At 50.1% G+C, this 20,885-nt stretch carries 21 protein-coding genes; 7 read left to right on the top strand and 14 right to left on the bottom strand.

From position 1 onward, the window contains the following. Positions 1-151: 151 nt before the first annotated feature. The 4 genes from AC4BAN_RS06695 to rbfA all read right to left on the bottom strand — a co-directional run bounded on the left by AC4BAN_RS06695 (position 152) and on the right by rbfA (position 5,803). Positions 152-3,058, bottom strand: coding sequence for a DEAD/DEAH box helicase (locus AC4BAN_RS06695; RefSeq protein WP_490563613.1), 2,907 nt, complete (start codon positions 3,056-3,058; stop codon positions 152-154). Between the two features lie 189 nt (positions 3,059-3,247). Beyond that, positions 3,248-4,471: an ABC transporter permease gene (locus AC4BAN_RS06690; protein ID WP_490563612.1), complete on the bottom strand. Its 1,224-nt coding sequence runs from the start codon at positions 4,469-4,471 to the stop codon at positions 3,248-3,250. Between the two features lie 105 nt (positions 4,472-4,576). Continuing rightward, entirely contained in the window at positions 4,577-5,386 is an 810-nt protein-coding gene (locus tag AC4BAN_RS06685) for a class I SAM-dependent methyltransferase (protein ID WP_490563611.1), read from the bottom strand. A 24-nt stretch (positions 5,387-5,410) separates the two neighbouring features. Then, positions 5,411-5,803: a 30S ribosome-binding factor RbfA gene (rbfA, locus tag AC4BAN_RS06680; RefSeq protein WP_490563610.1), complete on the bottom strand. Its 393-nt coding sequence runs from the start codon at positions 5,801-5,803 to the stop codon at positions 5,411-5,413. 101 nt (positions 5,804-5,904) lie between these two features. Between rbfA and AC4BAN_RS06675 the strand changes: the two genes are divergently transcribed. Further along, positions 5,905-7,305, top strand: a complete 1,401-nt coding sequence (locus tag AC4BAN_RS06675; protein WP_490563609.1) for a hypothetical protein — start codon at positions 5,905-5,907, stop codon at positions 7,303-7,305. 10 nt (positions 7,306-7,315) lie between these two features. Here AC4BAN_RS06675 and rpiB read toward each other — a convergent pair whose 3' ends face one another. The 8 genes from rpiB to AC4BAN_RS06635 form a co-directional block, all read right to left on the bottom strand. Next, entirely contained in the window at positions 7,316-7,753 is a 438-nt protein-coding gene (gene rpiB, locus AC4BAN_RS06670) for a ribose 5-phosphate isomerase B (protein ID WP_490563608.1), read from the bottom strand. Positions 7,754-7,755: 2 nt separating this feature from the next. Further along, a complete protein-coding gene (gene tatC / locus AC4BAN_RS06665) occupies positions 7,756-8,598 on the bottom strand; it encodes a twin-arginine translocase subunit TatC (RefSeq protein ID WP_490563607.1) in 843 nt (280 codons plus the stop codon). A gap of 24 nt (positions 8,599-8,622) precedes the next feature. Beyond that, a complete protein-coding gene (glyA, locus tag AC4BAN_RS06660) occupies positions 8,623-9,897 on the bottom strand; it encodes a serine hydroxymethyltransferase (RefSeq protein ID WP_490563606.1) in 1,275 nt (424 codons plus the stop codon). Positions 9,898-10,096: 199 nt separating this feature from the next. Further along, on the bottom strand, positions 10,097-12,193 hold the full coding sequence (locus AC4BAN_RS06655) for a T9SS type A sorting domain-containing protein (RefSeq protein ID WP_490563605.1): 2,097 nt from the start codon (positions 12,191-12,193) through the stop codon (positions 10,097-10,099). A gap of 453 nt (positions 12,194-12,646) precedes the next feature. Then, positions 12,647-13,342, bottom strand: coding sequence for a metallophosphoesterase family protein (locus AC4BAN_RS06650; RefSeq protein WP_490563604.1), 696 nt, complete (start codon positions 13,340-13,342; stop codon positions 12,647-12,649). 82 nt (positions 13,343-13,424) lie between these two features. Continuing rightward, entirely contained in the window at positions 13,425-13,661 is a 237-nt protein-coding gene (locus AC4BAN_RS06645) for a hypothetical protein (protein WP_490563603.1), read from the bottom strand. Positions 13,662-13,728: 67 nt separating this feature from the next. Continuing rightward, entirely contained in the window at positions 13,729-14,031 is a 303-nt protein-coding gene (locus tag AC4BAN_RS06640) for a hypothetical protein (RefSeq protein ID WP_490563602.1), read from the bottom strand. A gap of 86 nt (positions 14,032-14,117) precedes the next feature. After that, entirely contained in the window at positions 14,118-14,987 is an 870-nt protein-coding gene (locus AC4BAN_RS06635; RefSeq protein WP_490563601.1) for an SDR family oxidoreductase, read from the bottom strand. A 112-nt stretch (positions 14,988-15,099) separates the two neighbouring features. On the opposite strand from AC4BAN_RS06635, the gene AC4BAN_RS06630 reads away from it, so the two are divergent. The 6 genes from AC4BAN_RS06630 to AC4BAN_RS06605 all read left to right on the top strand — a co-directional run bounded on the left by AC4BAN_RS06630 (position 15,100) and on the right by AC4BAN_RS06605 (position 18,812). After that, positions 15,100-15,357, top strand: coding sequence for a 4a-hydroxytetrahydrobiopterin dehydratase (locus tag AC4BAN_RS06630; RefSeq protein WP_490563600.1), 258 nt, complete (start codon positions 15,100-15,102; stop codon positions 15,355-15,357). A 38-nt stretch (positions 15,358-15,395) separates the two neighbouring features. Beyond that, entirely contained in the window at positions 15,396-16,085 is a 690-nt protein-coding gene (gene rsmI / locus AC4BAN_RS06625; protein WP_490563599.1) for a 16S rRNA (cytidine(1402)-2'-O)-methyltransferase, read from the top strand. 18 nt (positions 16,086-16,103) lie between these two features. Next, complete coding sequence (locus tag AC4BAN_RS06620; protein ID WP_490563598.1) at positions 16,104-17,339, top strand: Lnb N-terminal periplasmic domain-containing protein; 1,236 nt, start codon at positions 16,104-16,106, stop codon at positions 17,337-17,339. After that, positions 17,336-18,139, top strand: coding sequence for an inositol monophosphatase family protein (locus AC4BAN_RS06615; protein WP_490563597.1), 804 nt, complete (start codon positions 17,336-17,338; stop codon positions 18,137-18,139). The genes AC4BAN_RS06620 and AC4BAN_RS06615 overlap by 4 nt, the downstream gene beginning before the upstream one ends. A 33-nt stretch (positions 18,140-18,172) precedes the next feature. Further along, on the top strand, positions 18,173-18,355 hold the full coding sequence (locus AC4BAN_RS06610) for a FeoB-associated Cys-rich membrane protein (protein WP_490563596.1): 183 nt from the start codon (positions 18,173-18,175) through the stop codon (positions 18,353-18,355). A 118-nt stretch (positions 18,356-18,473) separates the two neighbouring features. Then, complete coding sequence (locus tag AC4BAN_RS06605; protein ID WP_490563595.1) at positions 18,474-18,812, top strand: hypothetical protein; 339 nt, start codon at positions 18,474-18,476, stop codon at positions 18,810-18,812. Between the two features lie 58 nt (positions 18,813-18,870). On the opposite strand, the gene AC4BAN_RS06600 is transcribed toward AC4BAN_RS06605, so the two are convergent. Both AC4BAN_RS06600 and AC4BAN_RS06595 read right to left on the bottom strand, forming a co-directional pair. Beyond that, complete coding sequence (locus AC4BAN_RS06600) at positions 18,871-19,803, bottom strand: mechanosensitive ion channel family protein (protein ID WP_490563594.1); 933 nt, start codon at positions 19,801-19,803, stop codon at positions 18,871-18,873. Positions 19,804-19,838: 35 nt separating this feature from the next. Next, a complete protein-coding gene (locus AC4BAN_RS06595; protein ID WP_490563593.1) occupies positions 19,839-20,861 on the bottom strand; it encodes an SPASM domain-containing protein in 1,023 nt (340 codons plus the stop codon). Positions 20,862-20,885 lie beyond the last annotated feature (24 nt).

Below are 20,885 nucleotides of genomic sequence, written 5' to 3'. Positions count from 1 at the left end.
TAGAGGTTGTATAGAACAAGAAGTTATTGGTAATAAAGATTTACGTTTAAGTAGAAGGAGCTCAAAAACGTGTGTTTATAAGCTATACCCTTACTTAAATGTTATTAAAATTTCTCTTAACCCCTTATTTACATAACCTCTAATTAACAATTTAGCTCAACAGGTTATCAATGTCCTCTTTCGAAAGGCTCTTGATAATGGTCTCGTCGTTGCTGATCAAATCGGTTACCAGCTGAATCTTGCGGTTTTGCAGGGCCAGGATTTTTTCCTCTACGGTGTCTTTGGTGATAAACTTGTACGTAAACACCGTTTTCTGCTGCCCGATGCGGTGCGCGCGGTCAACGGCCTGGGCCTCCACAGCCGGGTTCCACCAGGGGTCAAGTATAAACACATAGTCTGCGGCCGTCAGGTTAAGGCCCACGCCGCCGGCTTTCAGCGAGATCAGGAATACCTGAATGCTTTCGTCGTTCTGGAAACGCTCTACCTGCGCCTGCCGGTTTTTGGTGTTTCCGTCCAGGTACGTATAAGCAATCTCTCTTTCGTCGAGCACTTTTCGAATGATCTCCAGATGCTTTACAAACTGGCTGAAAATCAATACCTTGTGCCCTTTGCCAACGATGTTCTTGGTCATGCGTAGCACCTCTTTCAGCTTGGCCGATTCCCCCTCATAGCCCGGATCGGTCATCAGGGGGTGGTTGGCAATCTGGCGCAGTTTGGTTAGGCCTTGCAAAAGCATGAACTGCGTGTTGCCCGGCCCGTTCTCTTCCAGGTTGTTGAGTATCTTGTTGCGATAAAACGATTTGGTCTCCTCGTAGGCATGCTCCTGCTCCTCCGTCATCTTGCAGAAGGTCGTGTGCTCTATCTTTTCCGGCAGCTCTTTGGCCACCTGCGATTTATGCCTGCGCAATATAAACGGCTTGATCAGCGCGTGCAGCTTGCGGGTTTTCTGCAGGTCCTTCTCTTTCTCGATGGGCTTTAGGAACTCGTTCCGGAAAAAATGCTGGTTGCCCAGCAGGCCCGGGTTAATAAACGACATCTGCGACCACAGGTCCATAGTGCTGTTTTCTACCGGCGTACCGGTAAGGATAAGCCGATGTCTCGATTTTAGCTCCCGCACCGACCTGGATGTGTTGGAATCAGGGTTCTTAATGGCTTGCGACTCATCCAGGATAATGTAATCGAAATAATAAGACTTCAGCAGCAGGGCATCCAAGCGCACAATGCCATAAGAGGTAAGCACAACATCATAATCAGCGAACTGCTCCACGCTTTTGGTGCGGTAGGTGCCCGTATAGTTTAGCACGCGCAGGTTGGGGGTAAACTTTTGCGCCTCGTTTATCCAGTTATACACCAGCGATGTCGGCATTACCAGCAACGAAGCCGATGCTGCCCCGTTTTCCTTCCGGTGCTGCAGCATGGCTAGAGTCTGCACGGTTTTCCCCAGGCCCATGTCATCGGCCAGGCAGCCGCCGAACTTGTAATTCTGCACAAAATGCAGCCAGTTATACCCGGCTTTCTGGTAAGGCCTTAACTCACCCACAAAACCTAAGGGCAGCGGCTTGTCCTCTATGGCTTCAAACTCACGCAGTTGCTCTAGCTTGCGGCTCATGGTTACGGTAGCCAGGTTCCCGTTCTGCAAGTCGTTCACCAACGCCATGTGGTGCTTTTTTAAGGTGAGCTGGTGCTCGCCCTCCGAAAACGCAAAAAGTTCGATGTACTGCGTAAACCACTCTTCCGGAATAATGGCTATCTGCCCGTTAGGGAGCTGAAACTCGTTGTTCTTGGTAAGTATATGGTTTTTCAGCTTGATAAAGGGCACCTCAAACTCTCCGAACCGAACGGTGCCGTAAATATCAAACCAATCGTTTTTCTCTGAGATGCCTACCTCCAGGTTAATCTCCCCGATATAATAATTCTTTCCGTTCTTTTCGGTTTGCTTTACTGTAAAACCCAGCTGTTCAATCTCTTGCAGGTTTGTGTTTAGCCACGCAAAGGCCTCACTTTTATCCAGCACTGCCTGCCCGCCCTTCATCTCCAGCGCACGCTTGCTCAGCTCTTTAGCATATTCTTTCTCGTGGTGCGCGTTCCGAATCAGCTTATGGAAAATATAGGAGTCCGGTGTTTTCTCCATACTTACACTGATGCGCTTTGCCTCCTGGGTCTGCACCATGTGCTCGCCATACTTGAAGGAAAGGTTGAACAGGATCTTATTGCCTGCGCCGTTGCCGTTTGCCTTGCCGGAGGGTGCATCGGAGGCGGCAACCTCGGAAAACTGCAGATAGGGGCTTGGCTCATACTTCTCTGACTGGATGTCAAACCCTTTGGCATGCACATCAAACGATTCCAGCAAAGGGGCCACGAATTTGCGGTAGTAGTTCTCCTCTACGGAACGGGGCACCACGATAAATTTTTTATTCAGGAAGGGTTGTAGCTTCTTCCCATCAACAGCTTTCTCAAAACTGTAAACCACATCATTCAGCATCAGCCAGGCAGGCTCATAACATATAAGCGCTGCATTCCGGTACTGAAACTCCAGCTTCTGGCCGTTGTATTTTAAGGTAGGGAAATAGTGGGTGTTGTCGGTGTTGCGCATGAAATGGAAAAGCACCGAGGCTTTTTCCGGGGCTATGCTGATGCGTTTCCAGGTAGGCTCGCCATCCTTGCCCATGATAAAGGTCATCTTGGTGCGCAAGAGTTCCAGAATCTTGCCCATCCGCACCTGAATATAATGGCTGATGGTTTCCTGTAGCGTTTTATCTCCTTTCTCCGGATCGTATACTTTCAGGAAAAAATCTACCGGCGACATCTTTTTGGTTGAGAAGCGCTTCAGCACGGCATCCTGCTGCACCTGGTCGATCAGCTGGATCAGTTTGAAATCGTTGTCATCGAGCCGGGAGGCAAACTCATCGGCGTTTTTAGCGGAGATGTTCTGGTGCTGTAGGGTAAGCTGCCCCCGGGAGTTTACCTGCACCACAAAAGACTCGAAAAGGTACCCCAGGTACTCGTGCTCGAACAGCGAATAAATGACCTGAAAAGGCTGCGTGGTATAAACTTTCATGCCGAAGTCAGTTTTTAGGACTTCAAATTTAATCCTAAAGCAGCTTAATTCCTATCAATAAAGTGGCTATTCACCCCGATATTATCCCACTTAGCTAAATCTGCCTGCTTAGCAGAAACCAACCATTTTGGCGATCTTGAACAAGGCGTCTGAAACACCCGGAAAAGCATGCAAGGTATCTGGGGAAAACTACAGGTTATCCGTAACCGACATGGCAGCGGCTTTACGGGCAGGCCGTATGGATACCAGCAGGGTAATTACCACGATAGCGAGGCCGGTGAAAACGAAATCCTCTATTTCCATTTTAACTGGATAAGCCTCTACTACCGAGGTGGCCATACCCATACTTACCAACCCAAACGACTGTTGCAGGTTACAGATTAGCATGCCCGTGGTAAGGCCGTAAGCGGCGCCAATAAAGGCCACCAGGGCACCCTCCAGTAAAAATATATTGCGGATTGTCTTTGCCGTGGCCCCCATGGAGGCGAGTATGGCAATGTCCTTTTTCTTATCGATCACCAGCATCGAAAGGGAGAAAAAGATGTTAAGCGAGGCGATGAACAGAATGAAGGCAAAGGTAATGAATACAAAAAGTTTCTCCACTTTTACAGCGCGCAGCAAGCTGGTGTGCTGCTCATCGCTGTTCTGTATCTTAAATCCAGTGCCCAATGTCTGCTGCAGTGCGCGCTTTACCTGCTCGAGTTTAGCACCCGCTTCAATCCTGATCTCCAGGGATGTGCGCCGCCTGCCATATTCCAACAGCTCTTCGGCAAAGTTCAAGGGCACAAACACGTACGCATCGTCATACTGCCGTTCGATGGCGAAAATCCCGCCGGGCACTATGTTTAAGCTATTAAAGGCCCCTTCGGGGTTCAGGGGGTTAAACTTGGCATTGCGTGGGTACAAAAACTGCAAAGGCACAAACTGGTTGTTGGGCCGGATGGAGAGCTGGTATTGCACGCCGCGCCCTACCAAAGCGTGGTACGTATCGTTGCGAATTAGCTGGCTGTTGCCTTCCACCACGGCGTCGGCAATCTCGTTTTGCTCAAAAAAGTTATCGCTCACACCCTTCACCTTAACCACCATTTGCCGGTCGTTGTAGCGCAACAGGGCATTGTCCTCGATCACCTCCGACACAATGGCCACACCGGGCGTGCGGCGTATCCGGTTCATAAATTCAGTGTCTGTCTCAAACGACTTGCCCTCTACAGCGGTGATTTTCAGGTCGGAGTCGAAGCTGGAGTAGATCTCGCGGATCAGATCCTCGAGCCCGTTGAAAACGGAGAGCACAATGATCAACGCTGCCGTACCTACAGCCACCCCGATCATGGCGATGTTCGAGATGATGCTAATAATGTTCCTCTTCTTTCTAGAGAAAAAATAACGCTTCGCTATCAGAAAAGGCACGTTCATTATTTGAGGCTTGAGGACATGTGGTCGTTGATCATTTTACGTTTTATGCTACTTGCTTTAGCGGCCAAGGGGTTGAGATAAAAGCGTAACCAACAGCCCGTTCGGCTATTTCCAGGCCTTCACGATCAGGCCTGTGCCGGAAGGGTGCTTTTGGTTCACATCCAGCCAGTTTAGCACCATACTTACCGGAAACGTAACCAGGTAGTAGAACGGCAGCAGCAGGAAGAATATTTTAGACACGTTTAGCAACAGCATCGGGTACTTCATAGACAAGCGCCAGGAGATCTGGCCCGGCTTCCCGTAAGAATATCGGGCCTCCACTCTTCTAAACCCCGCCAGCTTTAACTTATCCTGTATTTCTTTGATGTTGTAGCCGTCGCGCACATGCTCTTCTATAAACGACTCCTCGCCTTTGCCGTGCACATCCGAGCCTCCCTGATCGGAGGGGGTGGAGATCACGAGCATCCCGCCGGAACGCAGGGAGGCCTGAAAGTTACGGAACACTTCCACATCTTCCAGGATGTGCTCCATCACGTCTACCGATAGGATGAGATCGTAGCTGTTCGGCTGCCTGTACTTAACCAGGTCAGCTATTTTAAAAAGTACGTTGTGGCGGCCAATAGCGCGTATAAAGCAGTTGCTATCCGAAACCTGCTCTTCTTTTACATCCACCGCCAGCACACTCCACTTACTGCTTATACCTGATAGGTAATACGTATACTGCCCAAAGCCAGAGCCGGCATCCAGGATGTGCTGTTCTTTGTCGCGGCGGCTTACAGTCCATTCCCGCAACTCTTTGTGCACGTGCCAGGTTCGCAGCAACAGCAGGTCCAGCAGGTTATAAAATACGCGGCGGAGGAAAGGCGTCTTGTTGAAGGCTTCTCCAAGCACGCGTTTTATCGGATCATACTGCATAAGGGTGAGCCTTAGCTTTCACTTTTATTTTTTGTAAGTGTCGTCTTCCTCCTCGTCTTCACTTGCGGGGGGGATATCGAGTTTATTGAAAATTTTATCCATGTTGGCGGCATACTCGGCACTGTCGTCCAGGTAAAATGCCAGTTCCGGTATCACGCGCACCTGGTTTTTTATGCGTTGGGCCAGGTGATGGCGGATGGTTTTAATGTTTAAACGTACCTCCAGCAGAAGTTCCTGTGGGTTAGGGGCCATCATAACGCTTAAGTAAGTGCGCGCCAGACCCAGGTCAGGCGATACGCGCACTGTGCTTACCGATATAAAAGCGCCGCTAAAAAGGTGCGGAACTTCACGCTGAAAAATATCTGCCAGTTCTTTCTGAATCAGGCGCGAAAACTTCTGTTGTCTTTTACTTTCCATACGAAGATGCAAATATCATATTAATTTCGCATTTTTACCCCAAAAGCGCCTTACTCATTTCGGGCAGGGCCAGTTTAAATTCCTTCTAACTCTGTCTTTACTTGATTAGTTACTTCCGAAGCATACTGCCTTCCCGACTGATCCTGTTGGTTTTAATTTACCTTGGCATTCAGCTTCCTTTAATTCTTTGGGGCATACCGGCCACCGGCCCGGAGCTGCGCCAGATGCTGGTAGGCGAGCGCCTGGCCGACGGCTTTAGCATGTACAGCGGGGTTTATGACAACACGGCCCCGCTCTCGGCCATGGTTTTCTGGATAATAGACCAGCTGGCTGGCCGCTCATTTTTAGTGTACCGGCTAATAGCCATGGTATTGCTGTTGCTGCAGGCGCTGCTGCTGAACAGCACGCTGAACAGGCACAAGGTGTATGCCAGCAACAGCTACCTGCCGGCACTTCTCTACCTACTGCTCGGGAGCCTCTCCTTTGAGTTTAACATGCTCACACCCTTGCTAATTGGGAACACCTTTATCGTTCTCTCGTTGCCATACATCCTCACCCTATCCCGGGAGGGCTACGACAACAACAGGCTGTTTGTGGGTGGTTTTGTGTTTGGGTTGGCCGCCCTGAGCTATCTGCCCCTGGCCATGTTTCTGGTGGTGGGGCTGTTTGCCGTTATCTTCTTTGCTTCCGGGGCTCTGCGGAGCTTCCTGCTCATGCTGTGTGGCTTTGCGTTTCCGTATGCCGTGCTCATGACGTACTATTTCTACACAGGCGCGCTTTCCGGGTTCATAGAGCTGCACTTACTGCGCCCCTGGCAGCTGGAGATCAACTTTTTACGGCCTCCTGCCGAGGTCGCAAAGCTCATGGCAATTCCGGCTGCCATCCTGGGCCTTTCTTTGTTCAGCGCTTCTGCACTGCCGCAACGCCTGGTTTTCCAGGTAAAGTTTCAGCAACTGATGTGGGTCTGGTTAATTACCAGCGTCCTGGTCACTTTTACCCGCGACGAGATATCGGTTGCCACCTTTGTACTGCTCCTGCCACCCATCGCGTACTTCAGCGAATTCTTTTTTAACTCCAATCGTAAAGTATGGATCTTGAATACGGTGATTCTGGTAACGCTTGCGGGCGTTTTGCTGCTCCGTTACAGGCTGGTGTTAGGCATTAACAAGCACCTGCTCCTCGATGAGTCTCCTCTACTGCTGCCTACGGACAACGTAGCCCCTATCAGCAACCAGCAAGTGCTGGTATTAGGCGATGACATTAGCTATTATATCAACAACAAGCCGGCAACCCCTTACCTGAACTGGCAGCTGGCACAGCGGCATTTTGGGCACCTGGATGAATACGAGGCGGTGTTCGCGATTTACCAGAACTTTGACCAGGAGATGCCCGCTTATTTAATCGACAAAGCAGGCTTAATGCCGGAGCTGGCCTTTAAATTGCCGGCTGTATTTGGCCGATACCGGCAAACCGAAACGCCAGCCATTTACCAGTTAAAATAAAAATAGCCGCTTAACAGGCGGCTATTTTATCTACTCTTGTCTGGTGGCGTCCACCTTCGAATTCCGTTTCTATAAATGCCCTGAGCATTTCTTTAGCTGTGTCTTCTGACACAAAGCGCGCAGGGATGCACAGTATGTTAGCGTTATTGTGCTGCCTGGCCAATTGGGCCAGCTCGGGTGTCCAGCAAAGGGCAGCCCGAATCTCGCTGTATTTGTTCGCCGTAATGGCCACGCCGTTGCCGCTGCCACAAATCAGCACGCCCAAGTCAGCCTTTTTGTGGATGACGGCTTTCGCCAGCGGGTGTACATGGTCCGGGTAATCCACAGATGCTTCTGAATCCGGGCCGAAGTCCTCTACCTCGTAACCTAACTCCTGCAGCATGCCTTTCAGCGTGCTTTTATAAGTATACCCTGCGTGGTCTCCTCCTATTGCAATTTTAAGCGCCATTGTTACTTTGTATTTTCTTCGTTTAACCGCTTCAGGTCTTTGTCACGTATCCACCTCGATATCCTGATACTTGCCTCATAAAGCAGCAACAGGGGCATCGCTACCAGCAATTGGCTCACCACATCGGGAGGCGTGATGATGGCGCCTACCACCAGGATGATTATGAGTGCGTGCTTGCGGTAGAGTTTCATGGTTTCGGGGGTGATCAGGCCTGCCTTCGTCAGGAAGAACACGATCACCGGCATCTCAAACATAAACGCGCAGGCAAGGCACAGCGTGGTGAGTGTAGATATATACGAGGAAAGATCGAATTCATTTATAATGGTGGGGTCTACCTGATAGCCTGCCAGAAAATTAATGGAGATAGGCGATACCACGTAGTAACCGAACGCAAGGCCCAGCGCAAAAAGGACAGATACAAAGAATACCGCACCCTGCGAGCTCTGACGCTCCTGCGGGTACAGCCCTGGCTTGATAAAGCGCCATATTTCCCAGAAAGCATAAGGGAAAGAGGCGGCCAGCCCAAGTATAGCCGACACCATGAGGTGCATGGTAAACTGCCCGCTCATCTGCCTGCTTTGTATCGTGAAGCCCATCTGATCGATACACAGGGCTTCGGAGCCGATCTTTTGCCCTAACTCGCACATGAGCCGATAACTCAGGAAATCGGTGCGGGAGGGGGCCAGGATAATGTCATGAAAGACAAAGGTTTTGGCCAGAAATGCAATCGTACCAAAGATGATCACAGAGGCCAAAGCCCTTACTACGTGCCATCTGAGCTCTTCCAGGTGGTCCACGAAGGACATTTCCTGCGGCTGCTCTTTATCCGTATATGCTTGATCCATCAAATGTGGCTCCTATTCTTTTAATTAATGAGCGAAAAGCGGATACTCTTGCATCCAGCTGTTTATTTCTTTGCGCACGTCCCCGATCTTGGTATCGTTGTCGTGGTTGGTTAATACATGGTTAATCAGTTCTACGATACGCCCCATGTCCTGCTCTTTTAAACCACGCGTGGTAATGGCAGCGGTTCCAACGCGCATGCCAGAGGTAACAAACGGCGACTTATCATCGAAAGGCACCATGTTCTTGTTAATCGTGATGTCGGCTTTTACCAGCGTGTTCTCTGCCAGCTTGCCCGTGATGCCTTTAGACCGAAGGTCAATCAGCATCATGTGGTTGTCTGTGCCTCCTGAAATGATATGGTACCCCTGCGCCACAAAGGCTTTTGCCATAGCCTGTGCATTTTGCTGCACCTGCTTGATATAGGCGAGGTACTCATCTGTCAGGGCCTCGTAATACGCGACAGCTTTCGAAGCGATCACATGCTCCAGCGGCCCGCCCTGCGTACCCGGGAAAACGGCGCCATCCAGCACAGAAGACATCATACGTGTTTCCCCCTTTGGTGTTTTCAGGCCAAACGGATTCTCGAAGTCCTGCCCCATCATGATCATTCCGCCCCGCGGCCCGCGCAGTGTTTTGTGGGTGGTGGTGGTTACAATGTGGCAATGCTTAAACGGATTGTTCAGTAAACCGCGGGCAATCATTCCTGATGGGTGGGAGATATCTGCCAGCAGCAGCGCACCCACTTCATCGGCAGCCTCACGCAGCTTCTTGTAGTCCCAGTCGCGGCTATAGGCAGAGGCCCCACAAATGATCAGCTTCGGCTGCTCGCGTTTGGCTGTTTCTACTACCTTGTCGAAATCGATGAGGCCCGTTTCCTGCTCCACCCCATAAAAGGAGGGGTTATACAGTTTGCCGGAAAAGTTAACCGTAGAGCCGTGCGTCAGGTGCCCGCCATGCGACAGGTCGAAACCCAGGATCTTATCGCCGGGCTGCAGTACCGCCAGCATGACGGCCGCATTTGCCTGTGCCCCGGAGTGCGGCTGCACGTTTGCCCAGGCTACACCAAAAAGTTCCTTTGCCCGGTCAATAGCCAGCTGCTCAGATCTATCTACAATCTCACAACCGCCATAGTAACGCTTACCGGGCAAGCCCTCGGCATATTTGTTGGTCATCACGCTTCCCATGGCCTCCATCACCTGGTCCGAAACAAAGTTCTCTGAGGCGATGAGTTCTATGCCATGCTTTTGGCGTGCTTCCTCTTGTGCGATAAGGTCAAATATGGCTGTATCTCTCTGCATTACTATTTTTGGTTTATAAGCGTCCAAAATTAAGGCTTGTGCCGGAATAAACCAATGTTTCAGATGTTTATATACGGGGGTATGCGCCGGGTCAGATTTTGCACCCTTGAAATAACTTACAGCACACAGCAACTTAAAGCAAAAGCGGGCTGCCAGCATCTCAAATGCCGGCAGCCCGCTTGCTAAGAATTGAAATAGATTAGCGCTTCACCAGCTTGGTGGTGTAGGTACTGCTCTGCGTCCGCACTGTCAGGAAGTACACGCCGTTTTGCAAAGTAGTTTCGAGCCTAACGCTGTGCATCGCCTCCTTAGAGCTTGACAGGTATACTTGCTTCCCGAGCTGGTTTACCAGGGTTATGGTATACGTATCGGTTGTCGGTAGCACCACGGTAAGTTGATCGGTGAAGGGGTTAGGGTAGACTGACACGTGCTGCTCGCTTCTTATTTCCATTGGCTTTACCATCGAGAAGCTAATCGTGCCGTCCAGGTCGTGCTGGGCCAGGCGGTAATACCGGGTGCCTGTTTTAAAGTAACCCTCATGCACAAAGTTGTAAAGCTGTGCTCCATTCTTTGTAGCGGAGCCTTTTTGCACAAAACCAACTTTCTTAAACACCTCCCCATCATCTGATAGCTGTACCTCAAAGCCGGCATTTTCGCGTTCCCAGGCCGTTTGCCAGCTTAGCACCACATTGCTGCCTTTTGGCTCAGCCTTAAACCATACCAGGTCAACAGGTAGGGGGGTATTCTTATTGCTTAACGTGTACCGCGCATAGGTTCCCTTGTTCGTGTTCTGAACTACCGAAGCCCGTGTGTCTGTACTTAAAACTTTGCTCGACACATTATCAAAGTCATTATCTACTATTTCCCGAACGAGCTCATAGCTTGTAATGGGCAAAGACCCCAATTCGAAATTCAAAAAGGCAAAATCCATGGTTAACTTCAGGCCAGACACACTGGGTACACCAAAATTCACTTCATAATAGCGGGGAACGCTTAGGTTACCGTTGCCGGCACGAGCAAAACCTGTAACGCGCTCTACCTTTACTGTGCCCGGACTTACCGTATTACTGGAAACGTTGATGCCAAAACCCCCAAATCCCTGCGTTCCGCTAGCAGGCATTGTACGCGTAGAGGCTATCCTGCCCTTGATATAGGAGTTATCCGTTTCTACAGTGATCAGGCTGGCCGCGCTCCCGAGGGTAATCAGTTTATAATTGGCTAATGTCCCGCTTCCTGTATGCAGTTTCCCGTTGGCAAGGCTCAGGCTACTGTTTACAGTGATGTTATTGGTCATCAGCGCACTTTTAACCGGTGTTGCCGGCAGCTCAACACTCAGGTTGTTAAATGTGGTTTCGGATGTGCCCCCAATGCCCACCTGTGAGACGGATGCTAAACTACCCGTGAGTTTTATGGTAGAGGTACCAGGAACAAAGCTATTGTTATTAACCCAATTCGCCCCGATACTCATTTGCCCAGCTGTTCCCCCATTTGCAGTACCGTTATTTGTGAAGCTTTGAGCAATTGTCAGCGTACTTGTGTTTAGGTTTAACTTCGCGCTGCTGTTACTTACTATCCCATTTGTAACCGATCCTGCCACAGCCATGGTGCAGGTGTTGCCGTTGTATACCCCATTGCCCGAGATAATCATGTTTCCTGTTACGTTGTGTGAAGGGTTCGGAACAGCGGTAGGTGCATCTGGGCTTGCATTGAAGTTCGCTGATGCTGTTACGGTAAAATCCTCCAGGATAGTTAGTGACGGATTAAGGGCATAGGTTTTATTATTTAAAGTTATGGTTGTAATTAGCTTCTTTGTTCCCTGGCCACTTAGTATCAGGTTCCTATAGTTGAGCCAGGGTAATATTTTCTGTTCTGTTCCCGTTCCATTATACTCCACCTTGCTCCCAGCCAGAAAACTATAACCCACCCACCCACTTGGAGGAGCCTCAAAATTATATGCATCATATATTTTAAGATGCCCCTTTTCGGTTATCTGTAATTTAGGATTCTTATTTGTAGAGTTATCTGCTAACTGGTTAATAGTTGTCACCTGCAGGGTGCCGCTAATAATAATGATGCCTCCGCCAGTGCTGCTCGTGCCCCCGGATTCTAAGTTCAGTGTAGTGCAGACTGCGTCTAGCGTGGTCTCTAAAACCGTCACTGTAATGCCCCCTGGTATATTCACAATGTCTCCCGCACCTGGTATGGTTGTAGTGGCTCCTGCACCAGGTGTCCAGGTTGTTGTGGCCGACCAGTTACCACTATTCTTAGCAGTAAACGTTGCTGCCGATGATACCAAGGGGCACCACAGTAACACCACAACAGCTATTGCCCACACGCTTACACCTAAACATTTCTGTTGCCAGCACCTTAAATACAACCCCAGATTATTAGATGGATAATGAAGAAGGAGCGTTACGTAAAGTTGCTTCATAACTCTAGCTTTTATAGTACAAATTGTGGAAACATCAGCAGCAAATATTTGAAAATTACAAACCTTATAATCCGGACTTCTTAGGCTGACGCGCAGCAGAAACGATTAAAATCAACTGTATCTTTGCAGATGAATATAAACTTACCCTTATCTGATGCTGTATTCAGGGTTTAGAGCAGTTTAACCTATTCAATATACTATAATAATTTAATAAAGTTATTAAAATATATATGTATATTCAATTAATTCAATTTATAGAAAAGATGGCTTAAACCCAGCTGTGCCTAAACAGAATGCACAATTATAAGGAGGAGAAAATTAGCTTTTTCTGGCTACAGCATAAGGCCTGTCTTGGTTGGGCTGCACGAAAAGCTCCTGGGAGTCGAGGTCTAGGGCCACAAGGTTGCCCAAGGCGGCATTGCGGTAATACACGCAGCCGGCATCAAGGTTTACTTTAGCGTCTTTATGGCCGGTTGCTTTTTTTATACTATGAAGTGGGGTGGGGGTATGGCCATGCAGGAGCCGCTTGTTATCCAGAAGGTCCCAGTCCACCTTGTAGTTGCGGATGTTCATCATGGCATCCGTGTCTTTAAAGATATTGGATTGGTGGAAGTCGAAACCGGCGTGCACCAGGTAGAAATCCGGTAGCACTATATAATAGGGGAGGCTTTTCAAGAACTGGACATACTTAACGGGCAGGTGCTCGAAATCAGAGATCCCAAAACTCTGTAAAAGCAGCTCTTTTTCCGTTTTGGTTAAGGAAAGGGCCTTCTCGCCTTTTTTAGAGGAATTGAGCAGCATTTGGTCATGGTTGCCTCGCAGGCAAAAAACCTGGTAATGCTGTTTCTGCAAGTGCTGAATAAAATCGATCACGCCTTTGCTGTCAGGCCCCTTGTTTACCAGGTCACCTAAAATATAGAGTTCATCTTTTTTGTTAAGCTTAAGCTGGTCCTGCACCAGGCTTTTAAGTGTGCGGGCACAGCCATGGATGTCAGTAAGGGTGTATCGGGCCATTGAGTTTTTGTTTTCGGCCAGCAAATATATAAAAAATAGCACCTGTATGGCAGGTGCTATTTTTATACAGAAGCATCGGTTGCTAATTGTATGTGTTGTTGTCTGTTTCGGTTTTGTCGGTGTTGCGGTTGGGGTTGTTGGTTTTGGTGTTGGCTCCTGCGTCATCGGCCCCTTCCGTATACTTCTTCTTCAAATCCTTGTGCTCGGCCCGTGTCTGACCGGGGTCTACTGGCTTTCCGCCGGCGGCTTTGTCCTGGCCCTTGCCAGCGGGATTGCCTTTGTTTTCAGAGCTGTCCTGTGTGTGCTTGTAAGATGGCATAATTCCTCCTTTATATAATATATAATTAAAAACTAGCCTGATCGTTTCAGGCCTTTAATTGTGTGCATCAGGTGCCGCGACCTTCCTCTTCGGTGCGCATGTTGTCGGGCGGCGGAGTGCCGTCGTCGGCATAGTCGTTTACGCCGGTGGCCGATGGTCCTTCCGATGCAGTGTCGCTGCCGTAACCCTCTTTACCGTCGCGGTTGCCAAAACCACCGCGCTGGTGCTCATTCTTGGGCGGGTCAGCGCCTGGCACGATGTGGCCTGCTTTCATTTCCTGCTCGCTGGTATCGTCCTCAATCACGCGAACGGGCCTTTTGTTAGGTGCCTGGCCTGAAAGCTGGCCTTCTTGCTCTTTATCTTCTGCCATAATTGCTTTTTCTTTAATTTTTATACTTGCTGCGCTTGCGCAACCTGTACTTTTTACTCTTTTTAAAGCCGCAGGGTTTAGCGCTGTCAGGCACCAACCTGCTCTCCTCCGTTTACATGAATCACCTGACCAGTGATATAGGAACCGTCTTCAGAGGCAAGCAACACATAGGCAGGCGCGACCTCAGAGGGCTGCCCAGGCCGTTTTAAGGGCACATTTTTCCCAAATTCGCTCACTTTCTCTTTCCCGAAAGAAGCTGGAATGAGCGGTGTCCAGATTGGTCCGGGAGCAACGCCGTTTACCCGGATATTTTTTTCGGCCAGGTTCTGAGCCAGCGACCTGGTAAAGGCGGTAATGGCGCCTTTGGTGGCGGCGTAATCCATGAGGTGGTGGCTGCCGCGATAAGAGGTAACGGAGGTGGTATTTACAATGCTACTTCCTTCTTTCAAGTGCTCTAAAGCCGCCTTCGTTATATAGAACATACTAAATATGTTCGTCTCGAAGGTCTGCTGCAGCTGGTTTTTGGAGATGTCTTTCAGGTCGGTCTGTTCATGTTGCTCTGCGGCGTTATTCACCAGTATGTCCAGCTTTCCAAACTCCTTTACTGTTTGGGCCACCACTTTCTGGCTGAACTTCTCATCGCCGATATCACCGGAAAGCAACAGGCACTTGCGCCCTTCTTTCTCCACCATTTCCCGGGTGTCTTGGGCATCTTTGTCCTCATCCAGGTAAACAATGGCCACATCGGCACCTTCGCGGGCAAAATGGACAGCCACCGAGCGCCCAATGCCACTGTCGCCGCCGGTGATCAGCGCCACTTTATCCTTTAGTTTGCCGCTGCCCTTGTAGGAGGCCTTGATCACTTCCGGCTCCGGATGCATTTTATATTGGTCGCCGGGTTGGTCTTTCTGCACCTGGGCGGGCATAGTTTTAGGTTTCTTTTCCGTAGATTTCATAGCTTTATGTGATGGTTCCGTTTGCTTTGCTCGTTCTAACACTATACGCCCCCGCTTCTGTACGCGTTGTAGGGGAGCAGGCAAGACAGGTATACATTCAATCAGAGAAAATATGTGGCAGGAAAAAGATAATAAATTAACCCGTAGCCTTGCATTCAGGGATTTTAAACAAGCCATGGCCTTTATGAATGCGGTAGCTGCCGTTGCGGAGGAAACGAACCATCACCCATGGTGGAGCAATCTGTATAACAAAGTGGAAATAGAGCTTACCACACACGACGCCGGGAACACCGTTACTGAAAAAGACCATCGCCTGGCCGCCAGCATCGATAAAATTTATGACCAGATCACCCGATCGTACGGAAAGTAGGTTTCTGCTGCTATCTCTTTTTGCCTTACCTTTGTAATATGCAGGAACAGGAAAAAACTCATCTGTACTTGGTGCCCACGCCGATCGGGAACCTGGAGGATATTACGCTGCGCGCGATTCGTGTGCTTAAGGAGGTGGACGTGATACTGGCCGAGGATACCCGCACCAGCGGAAAGCTGCTGCAGCACCTGGGCATTGAGAAGCGCATGCACAGCCACCACCTGCACAACGAGCACAAGGCCACCGCCCACCTGGTAGACCGCCTGAAGGCCGGCGAGGTGATGGCCCTGATCTCGGACGCAGGTACGCCGGGCATTTCGGACCCGGGGTTTTTCCTGGTGCGCGAATGCCTGAAAAACGACATCAAAATCGAGTGCCTGCCAGGGGCTACCGCTTTTGTGCCTGCCCTGGTCAAGTCCGGGTTCAGCACCGATCGCTTTACATTTGAAGGATTTCTGCCTGTGAAGAAAGGACGTCAGACGCGCCTGACAAGTTTGGCAGCAGAGGAGCGCACCATGCTTTTCTACGAGTCGCCCCACCGTTTGCTGAAAACTTTAACCCAGTTTGGGGAGTTTTTTGGCGGGGAGCGCGAGGCTTCTGTTTCACGTGAAATCTCCAAGATGTTTGAAGAGACGATTAATGGCACCTTGAATGAGCTGGTAACGCTGTTTACCACCAAGCCTATTAAAGGTGAATTTGTTATAGTAGTAGCAGGAGCAAAAGCCTAGTTCGGGCAATCGTTTTATATGAAGCAACACCTCAAAAAACTCTTATTCTTACTTGCCCTCTGCCTTTACGCCTTGCCGGGGCAGGCACAGTTCGAAGGTTACCAGCTTTCACCGGAAGCTAAAATCAGCCTGATTACCTGCTCCAGCGGAAACGACCTGTATGCCGTTTTCGGACACAGTGCCGTGCGGGTAAACGACCCCGCCAGCGGCCTGGACATCATTTTTAACTACGGCACCTTCGATTTTAACGAGCCTAATTTTTATCTCAAGTTTGCCCAGGGAAAGCTGAACTATAAGCTATCGGCGGCCTACTTCTCCGACTTCCTGTATAGCTACACCATGGATAACCGCTCCGTGTACGAGCAGGTACTTAACCTGAACCCGGAGCAGCGGCAGCAGTACTGGAATTTCCTGACGAACAATTACCTGCCTGAAAATCGCTTTTACCTCTACGACTTCTTCTTCGATAACTGTGCCACCCGCATCCGTGACGGCCTAGAGGCCACTTTTCCAAACCAGGTAACCTTTAACATCAGTCAGTTCGACAAAGATTATACTTTCAGAAACCTAATTGACCTTTACCTGCCCCCGCAGCCATGGGGCGATTTTGGTATCGACCTGGCACTGGGGGCGCGCATCGATCGGGAGGCCACGCCTTACGAGTACATGTTCCTGCCAGATTACCTTTCCAAAGGGTTCGCCAATGCCAGCATTACGCAAAACGGCACGGCCACCCCGCTCACAGGCTTGCCCCAGGCAGTGTTTCTGCAGGATACCTCCCGCTTACCTGAAACACCCGTGTTCACGCCTTTTCTGCTGTGTTGGGTGCTGCTGGTGCTTACGCTCGCCCTTACCGCTTTCGATTATATGAAACGCTCCAGAAGCCGTGGCCTCGATTTCGCCTGGTTCTTTGGCACCGGCCTGCTTGGCCTGCTGTTCCTGTTGCTGTGGTTTGCCACCGACCATCAGGCAACCGCCAACAACTTTAACCTGCTGTGGGGAATCCCTACGCACCTGATCGTTGCTTTTTACTTGATCAGGAGAACGCTTCCTGACTGGGTGCCTGTATACCTGCTGGTAACAGCGGTTGTGGCGGCCATAGTGGTTGTTGCCTGGCCTTGGTGGCCCCAGGAGTTTAACGCGGCTTTTTTGCCCCTGGTACTGGCTGTGGGCGTACGGGCTGCGTACACAGTATGGTTTTCCAGGGCAGCCAAAGCAACCATACAAATCCCTAAAGTAAAAGAGCGTATATGAACCTCCACCAGCTAAGTCAGAACCTGAACATACTCGCCCGCAGCGTAGGGGCCTTTATTCGGCATGAGGGCGAGCATTTCGACCGTTCTAAAATTGAGGAAAAGGGTGTGAACGACCTGGTTTCTTATGTTGACAAGCAGGCAGAGGAAAAACTGGTGGATGGCTTGCGGCAACTTTGCCCCGAGGCCGGTTTTGTTACAGAAGAGGACACAGACAACACCAAAGGCGAACGCTACAATTGGATAGTGGACCCCTTGGATGGCACCACAAACTTTATGCACAGCCTGCCAGCTTACTCGGTAAGCGTGGGGCTAACCGACGGGGACGAAGTAGTGGTAGGCGTGGTGTATGACCCCAACCGCGACGAGTGCTTCTGGGCCTACAAAGGAGGGGGTGCCTATTGCAACGACAACCCCATTCGGGTGTCGGATGCACCAGCGCTTAAAGACTCCCTGGTAGCCACAGGCTTTCCGTACTATGACTTCGGCCTGACCCAGTCTTACCTGCAGGTGCTGGGCAGTTTCATGCAAAAATCGCATGGGGTACGCCGCTTGGGTTCGGCCGCTTTAGACCTGGCCTATGTGGCTATTGGCAGGTTCGAGGGCTTTTTTGAGTACAACCTGAATGCCTGGGATGTGGCAGCCGGGGCCCTAATCGTGCAGGAGGCCGGCGGGCAGGTGAGCAAATTCACTGCGGGTGGCGATTACCTGTTTGGCCGGGAGATCGTAGCCAGCAACACCGCCATACACCAGGAGATGCTGGCAACCATAGCCGCGCACTGGAAACACCCCGGCAAGTAAACTTTTTATACCTTTGTGAGGTTGTTAGAGCATATGGTACAGGAAATCATCATTCTACTCATTTTTCTGGCAGCGGCTTTTTACATGGGGCGTATGTTTTACCGCAGCTTCACGGCTAAAAGCGGCTGCACCAAGGGCTGCGGAGGCGCCTGCTCCTCCATCGATTTCAAAAAGATTCAGAAAGATTTGGATCAGCAGAAAGCAAACGCCTCCTAAAGGCCTGCTCTTTTCATCTGCTGCTTAATTGCGTATTAATTCCCTCTCTTTTGTATCCAAACTTTGTTTTTGCGTATAGTTCTATACCCACAAGTTAGAACTATAAACACAAATTGCTATGCAAGATAAAGTTGAAGAAAGATCCCTGGTTAACGTACTCAACCGCTTACGCAAAGACGGCTTTAAGTATGATTTCAAAATATCCGGAGATGGGAATTTATGCACCATGGAGGAGAAAGAAACCTTTTCGCCTGACCAGGTGCGCATTGTAGACTTTTACCGCTTCGAAGGTGAAAGTGACCCCAGTGACATGTCTATTTTATATGCTCTGGAAACAACAGCCGGAACAAAAGGCACGATTTCCAACTCGTATGGCCCTTATGCCGATGAGCAGGTGGATAATTTCCTGAAGCAAGTAGAGGACATGGGTAAAAACCTGGACAAGAAAGACAAGTAACCACAAGGGCCGGCTTTCACTGCCGGCCCTTGTGGTTACTTAAGCTCAAAGTGCTTTATTAATGGCCATTGCCGCTCAGGCCCTGGCCATTTTTGATGGACGAATTGATAGACTGCAATTCGTCGCTTAGCTTCTCGCCGCCTTTTATGGCAAAATCCAGGGTGCGGATCGGGAACGGGATCAGGATGTCTTTTGCATCGAAGGCTTTCTTTATGCGGATAATGGCGTCGCTTTTGGCCCCCACATAATCCACCTGCCGGCTGTAACTTATCCAGAACCGCGCTTTAAAGTTGATGGAGCTATCGCCGAAGGCATCATACATCACCTCAATGTCACGCGTTTTCACGCGGTTCTTCACGTCTTCCAGTGCCTCGATCACAATGCCCTGCACCTGCTCCAGGTCTTCGGCATACGATATGCCTACCTCCACATCTACACGGCGAATGCCATGAACGGAGTAATTGGTTAATGGATTCTCAAAAACCATTTTGTTGGGCAGCTTCACCAACTCGCCAGTCGGTTTCCGAATATCCACCGTACGCAGGGAAATCCGCTCAATGATGCCAAAATACTCGTTGGTCTCGATCATGTCGCCTACACCGAATGGCTTTTGCACCGCAATAATGACTCCTGAAATAAAGTTGGCGGCAATATCCTGAAAAGCAAAACCCAGGGCCAAGCCAATGATACCGACACCAGCCAACAACGATACCACGACCTTATCGAGCTGCAGCACGCTCAGCACAAAAAAGAAGCCGATCAGCAGCAATACCAGGTACACGATGGTAGAAACCAGGTTGTTGATGGCCGCACTATGCGAAAAGCGCCCTATAACGCGCTCAAGGGCATTCTGAATGATCTTTGCCAACCAAAAAGTGATGATCAGCAGCACCAGCGCCACAAAAAGGTTCGGAAGCATCAGGATAATTTGATCTCCCCATGACTCCAGTTTGCTTAAAAGCAGTTCCAGAGAATTGTTGATGTCTTTCATGTTAGTATTAAAGTTAATCTTTCCGTTCAGTTGCTTTAAGCCCATACTTTGGTGCCTTCTGTGCAGTTACGGCACATTTCTATGTTGGCGCGTGAGCCCAGCAACGCCTGCCTGAATTTGCTATACTTGGTGCCGCGCCACACATCGGTAAAGCTGCCCTCCGTTAAGTCGCCCAGCCTGTACTCGGCGTCTTTATCGAAGCAGCAGGGTACTACCAGGCCATCCCAGGTAATAACGCAGGAGTGCCACATTTTCCAGCAGTGATTCAACAACTTATTTTTAATGGAGTAGCTGCCGTCATGGTTGTTCTGGTACCTCGAATAGTAATCTATGGTGGGTATCAGTGGCGAGCCGTTCGCGTAATCGTAGATCTGGGCCGTTTTAAAAACAACTTCGTCCACGCCCAGTTCCTTTGCCAGCAGCTTCACGTCCTCCAGCTGGTGCTCGTTAGGCCGCACCACTAAAAACTGAAACATGATGTGCGGGGTTTTCGACTTCAGCGCCCTTTTCCATTTCACCACGTTGCGGGTGCCTTCGAGCACTTTCTCCAGCTTGCCCCCAATGCGGTAAGCAGCGTAGGTTTCCTGCGTGGTGCCGTCGATGGATACGATGAGTCTGTCAAGTCCGGATTCCACTGTTTTACGCGCCATATTGTCGGTAAGGTAATGGGCGTTGGTGGAGGTAGCCGTATAGATGCCTTTGTCGGAAGCGTATTTTACCAGGCCCAGAAAATTCTTGTGCAGGTAAGGCTCCCCCTGAAAATAGAAGATCAGGTAAAGCAGGCGCTTGTGCAGCTGATCGATGGTGCGGGTAAACAGGTCGTCTTGGAGCATGCCGGTTGGCCGGGTAAAAGAGCGCAGGCCGCTGGGGCACTCGGGGCAGCGCAGGTTACAGGATGTGGTGGGCTCCAGGGAGATGCTCAGTGGCTGCCCCCAATGGGTTGCCCTGCCCGTCACCTTCGACACCAGGTAACTCCCGATCACCTGCAGTGCGTTAAAGGCACGCAGCGGCGTTTGTTTAGACAGAAAATTAAACCCGTCGGTTAAGTGCAGCTTCATGTAAATCGGAGACTTTGGAACATC

The organism is Pontibacter sp. GD13, assembly GCF_058216355.1.
Note: the sequence above shows the minus strand (reverse complement) of the source record. Positions and strands in the feature narration are given on the sequence as shown.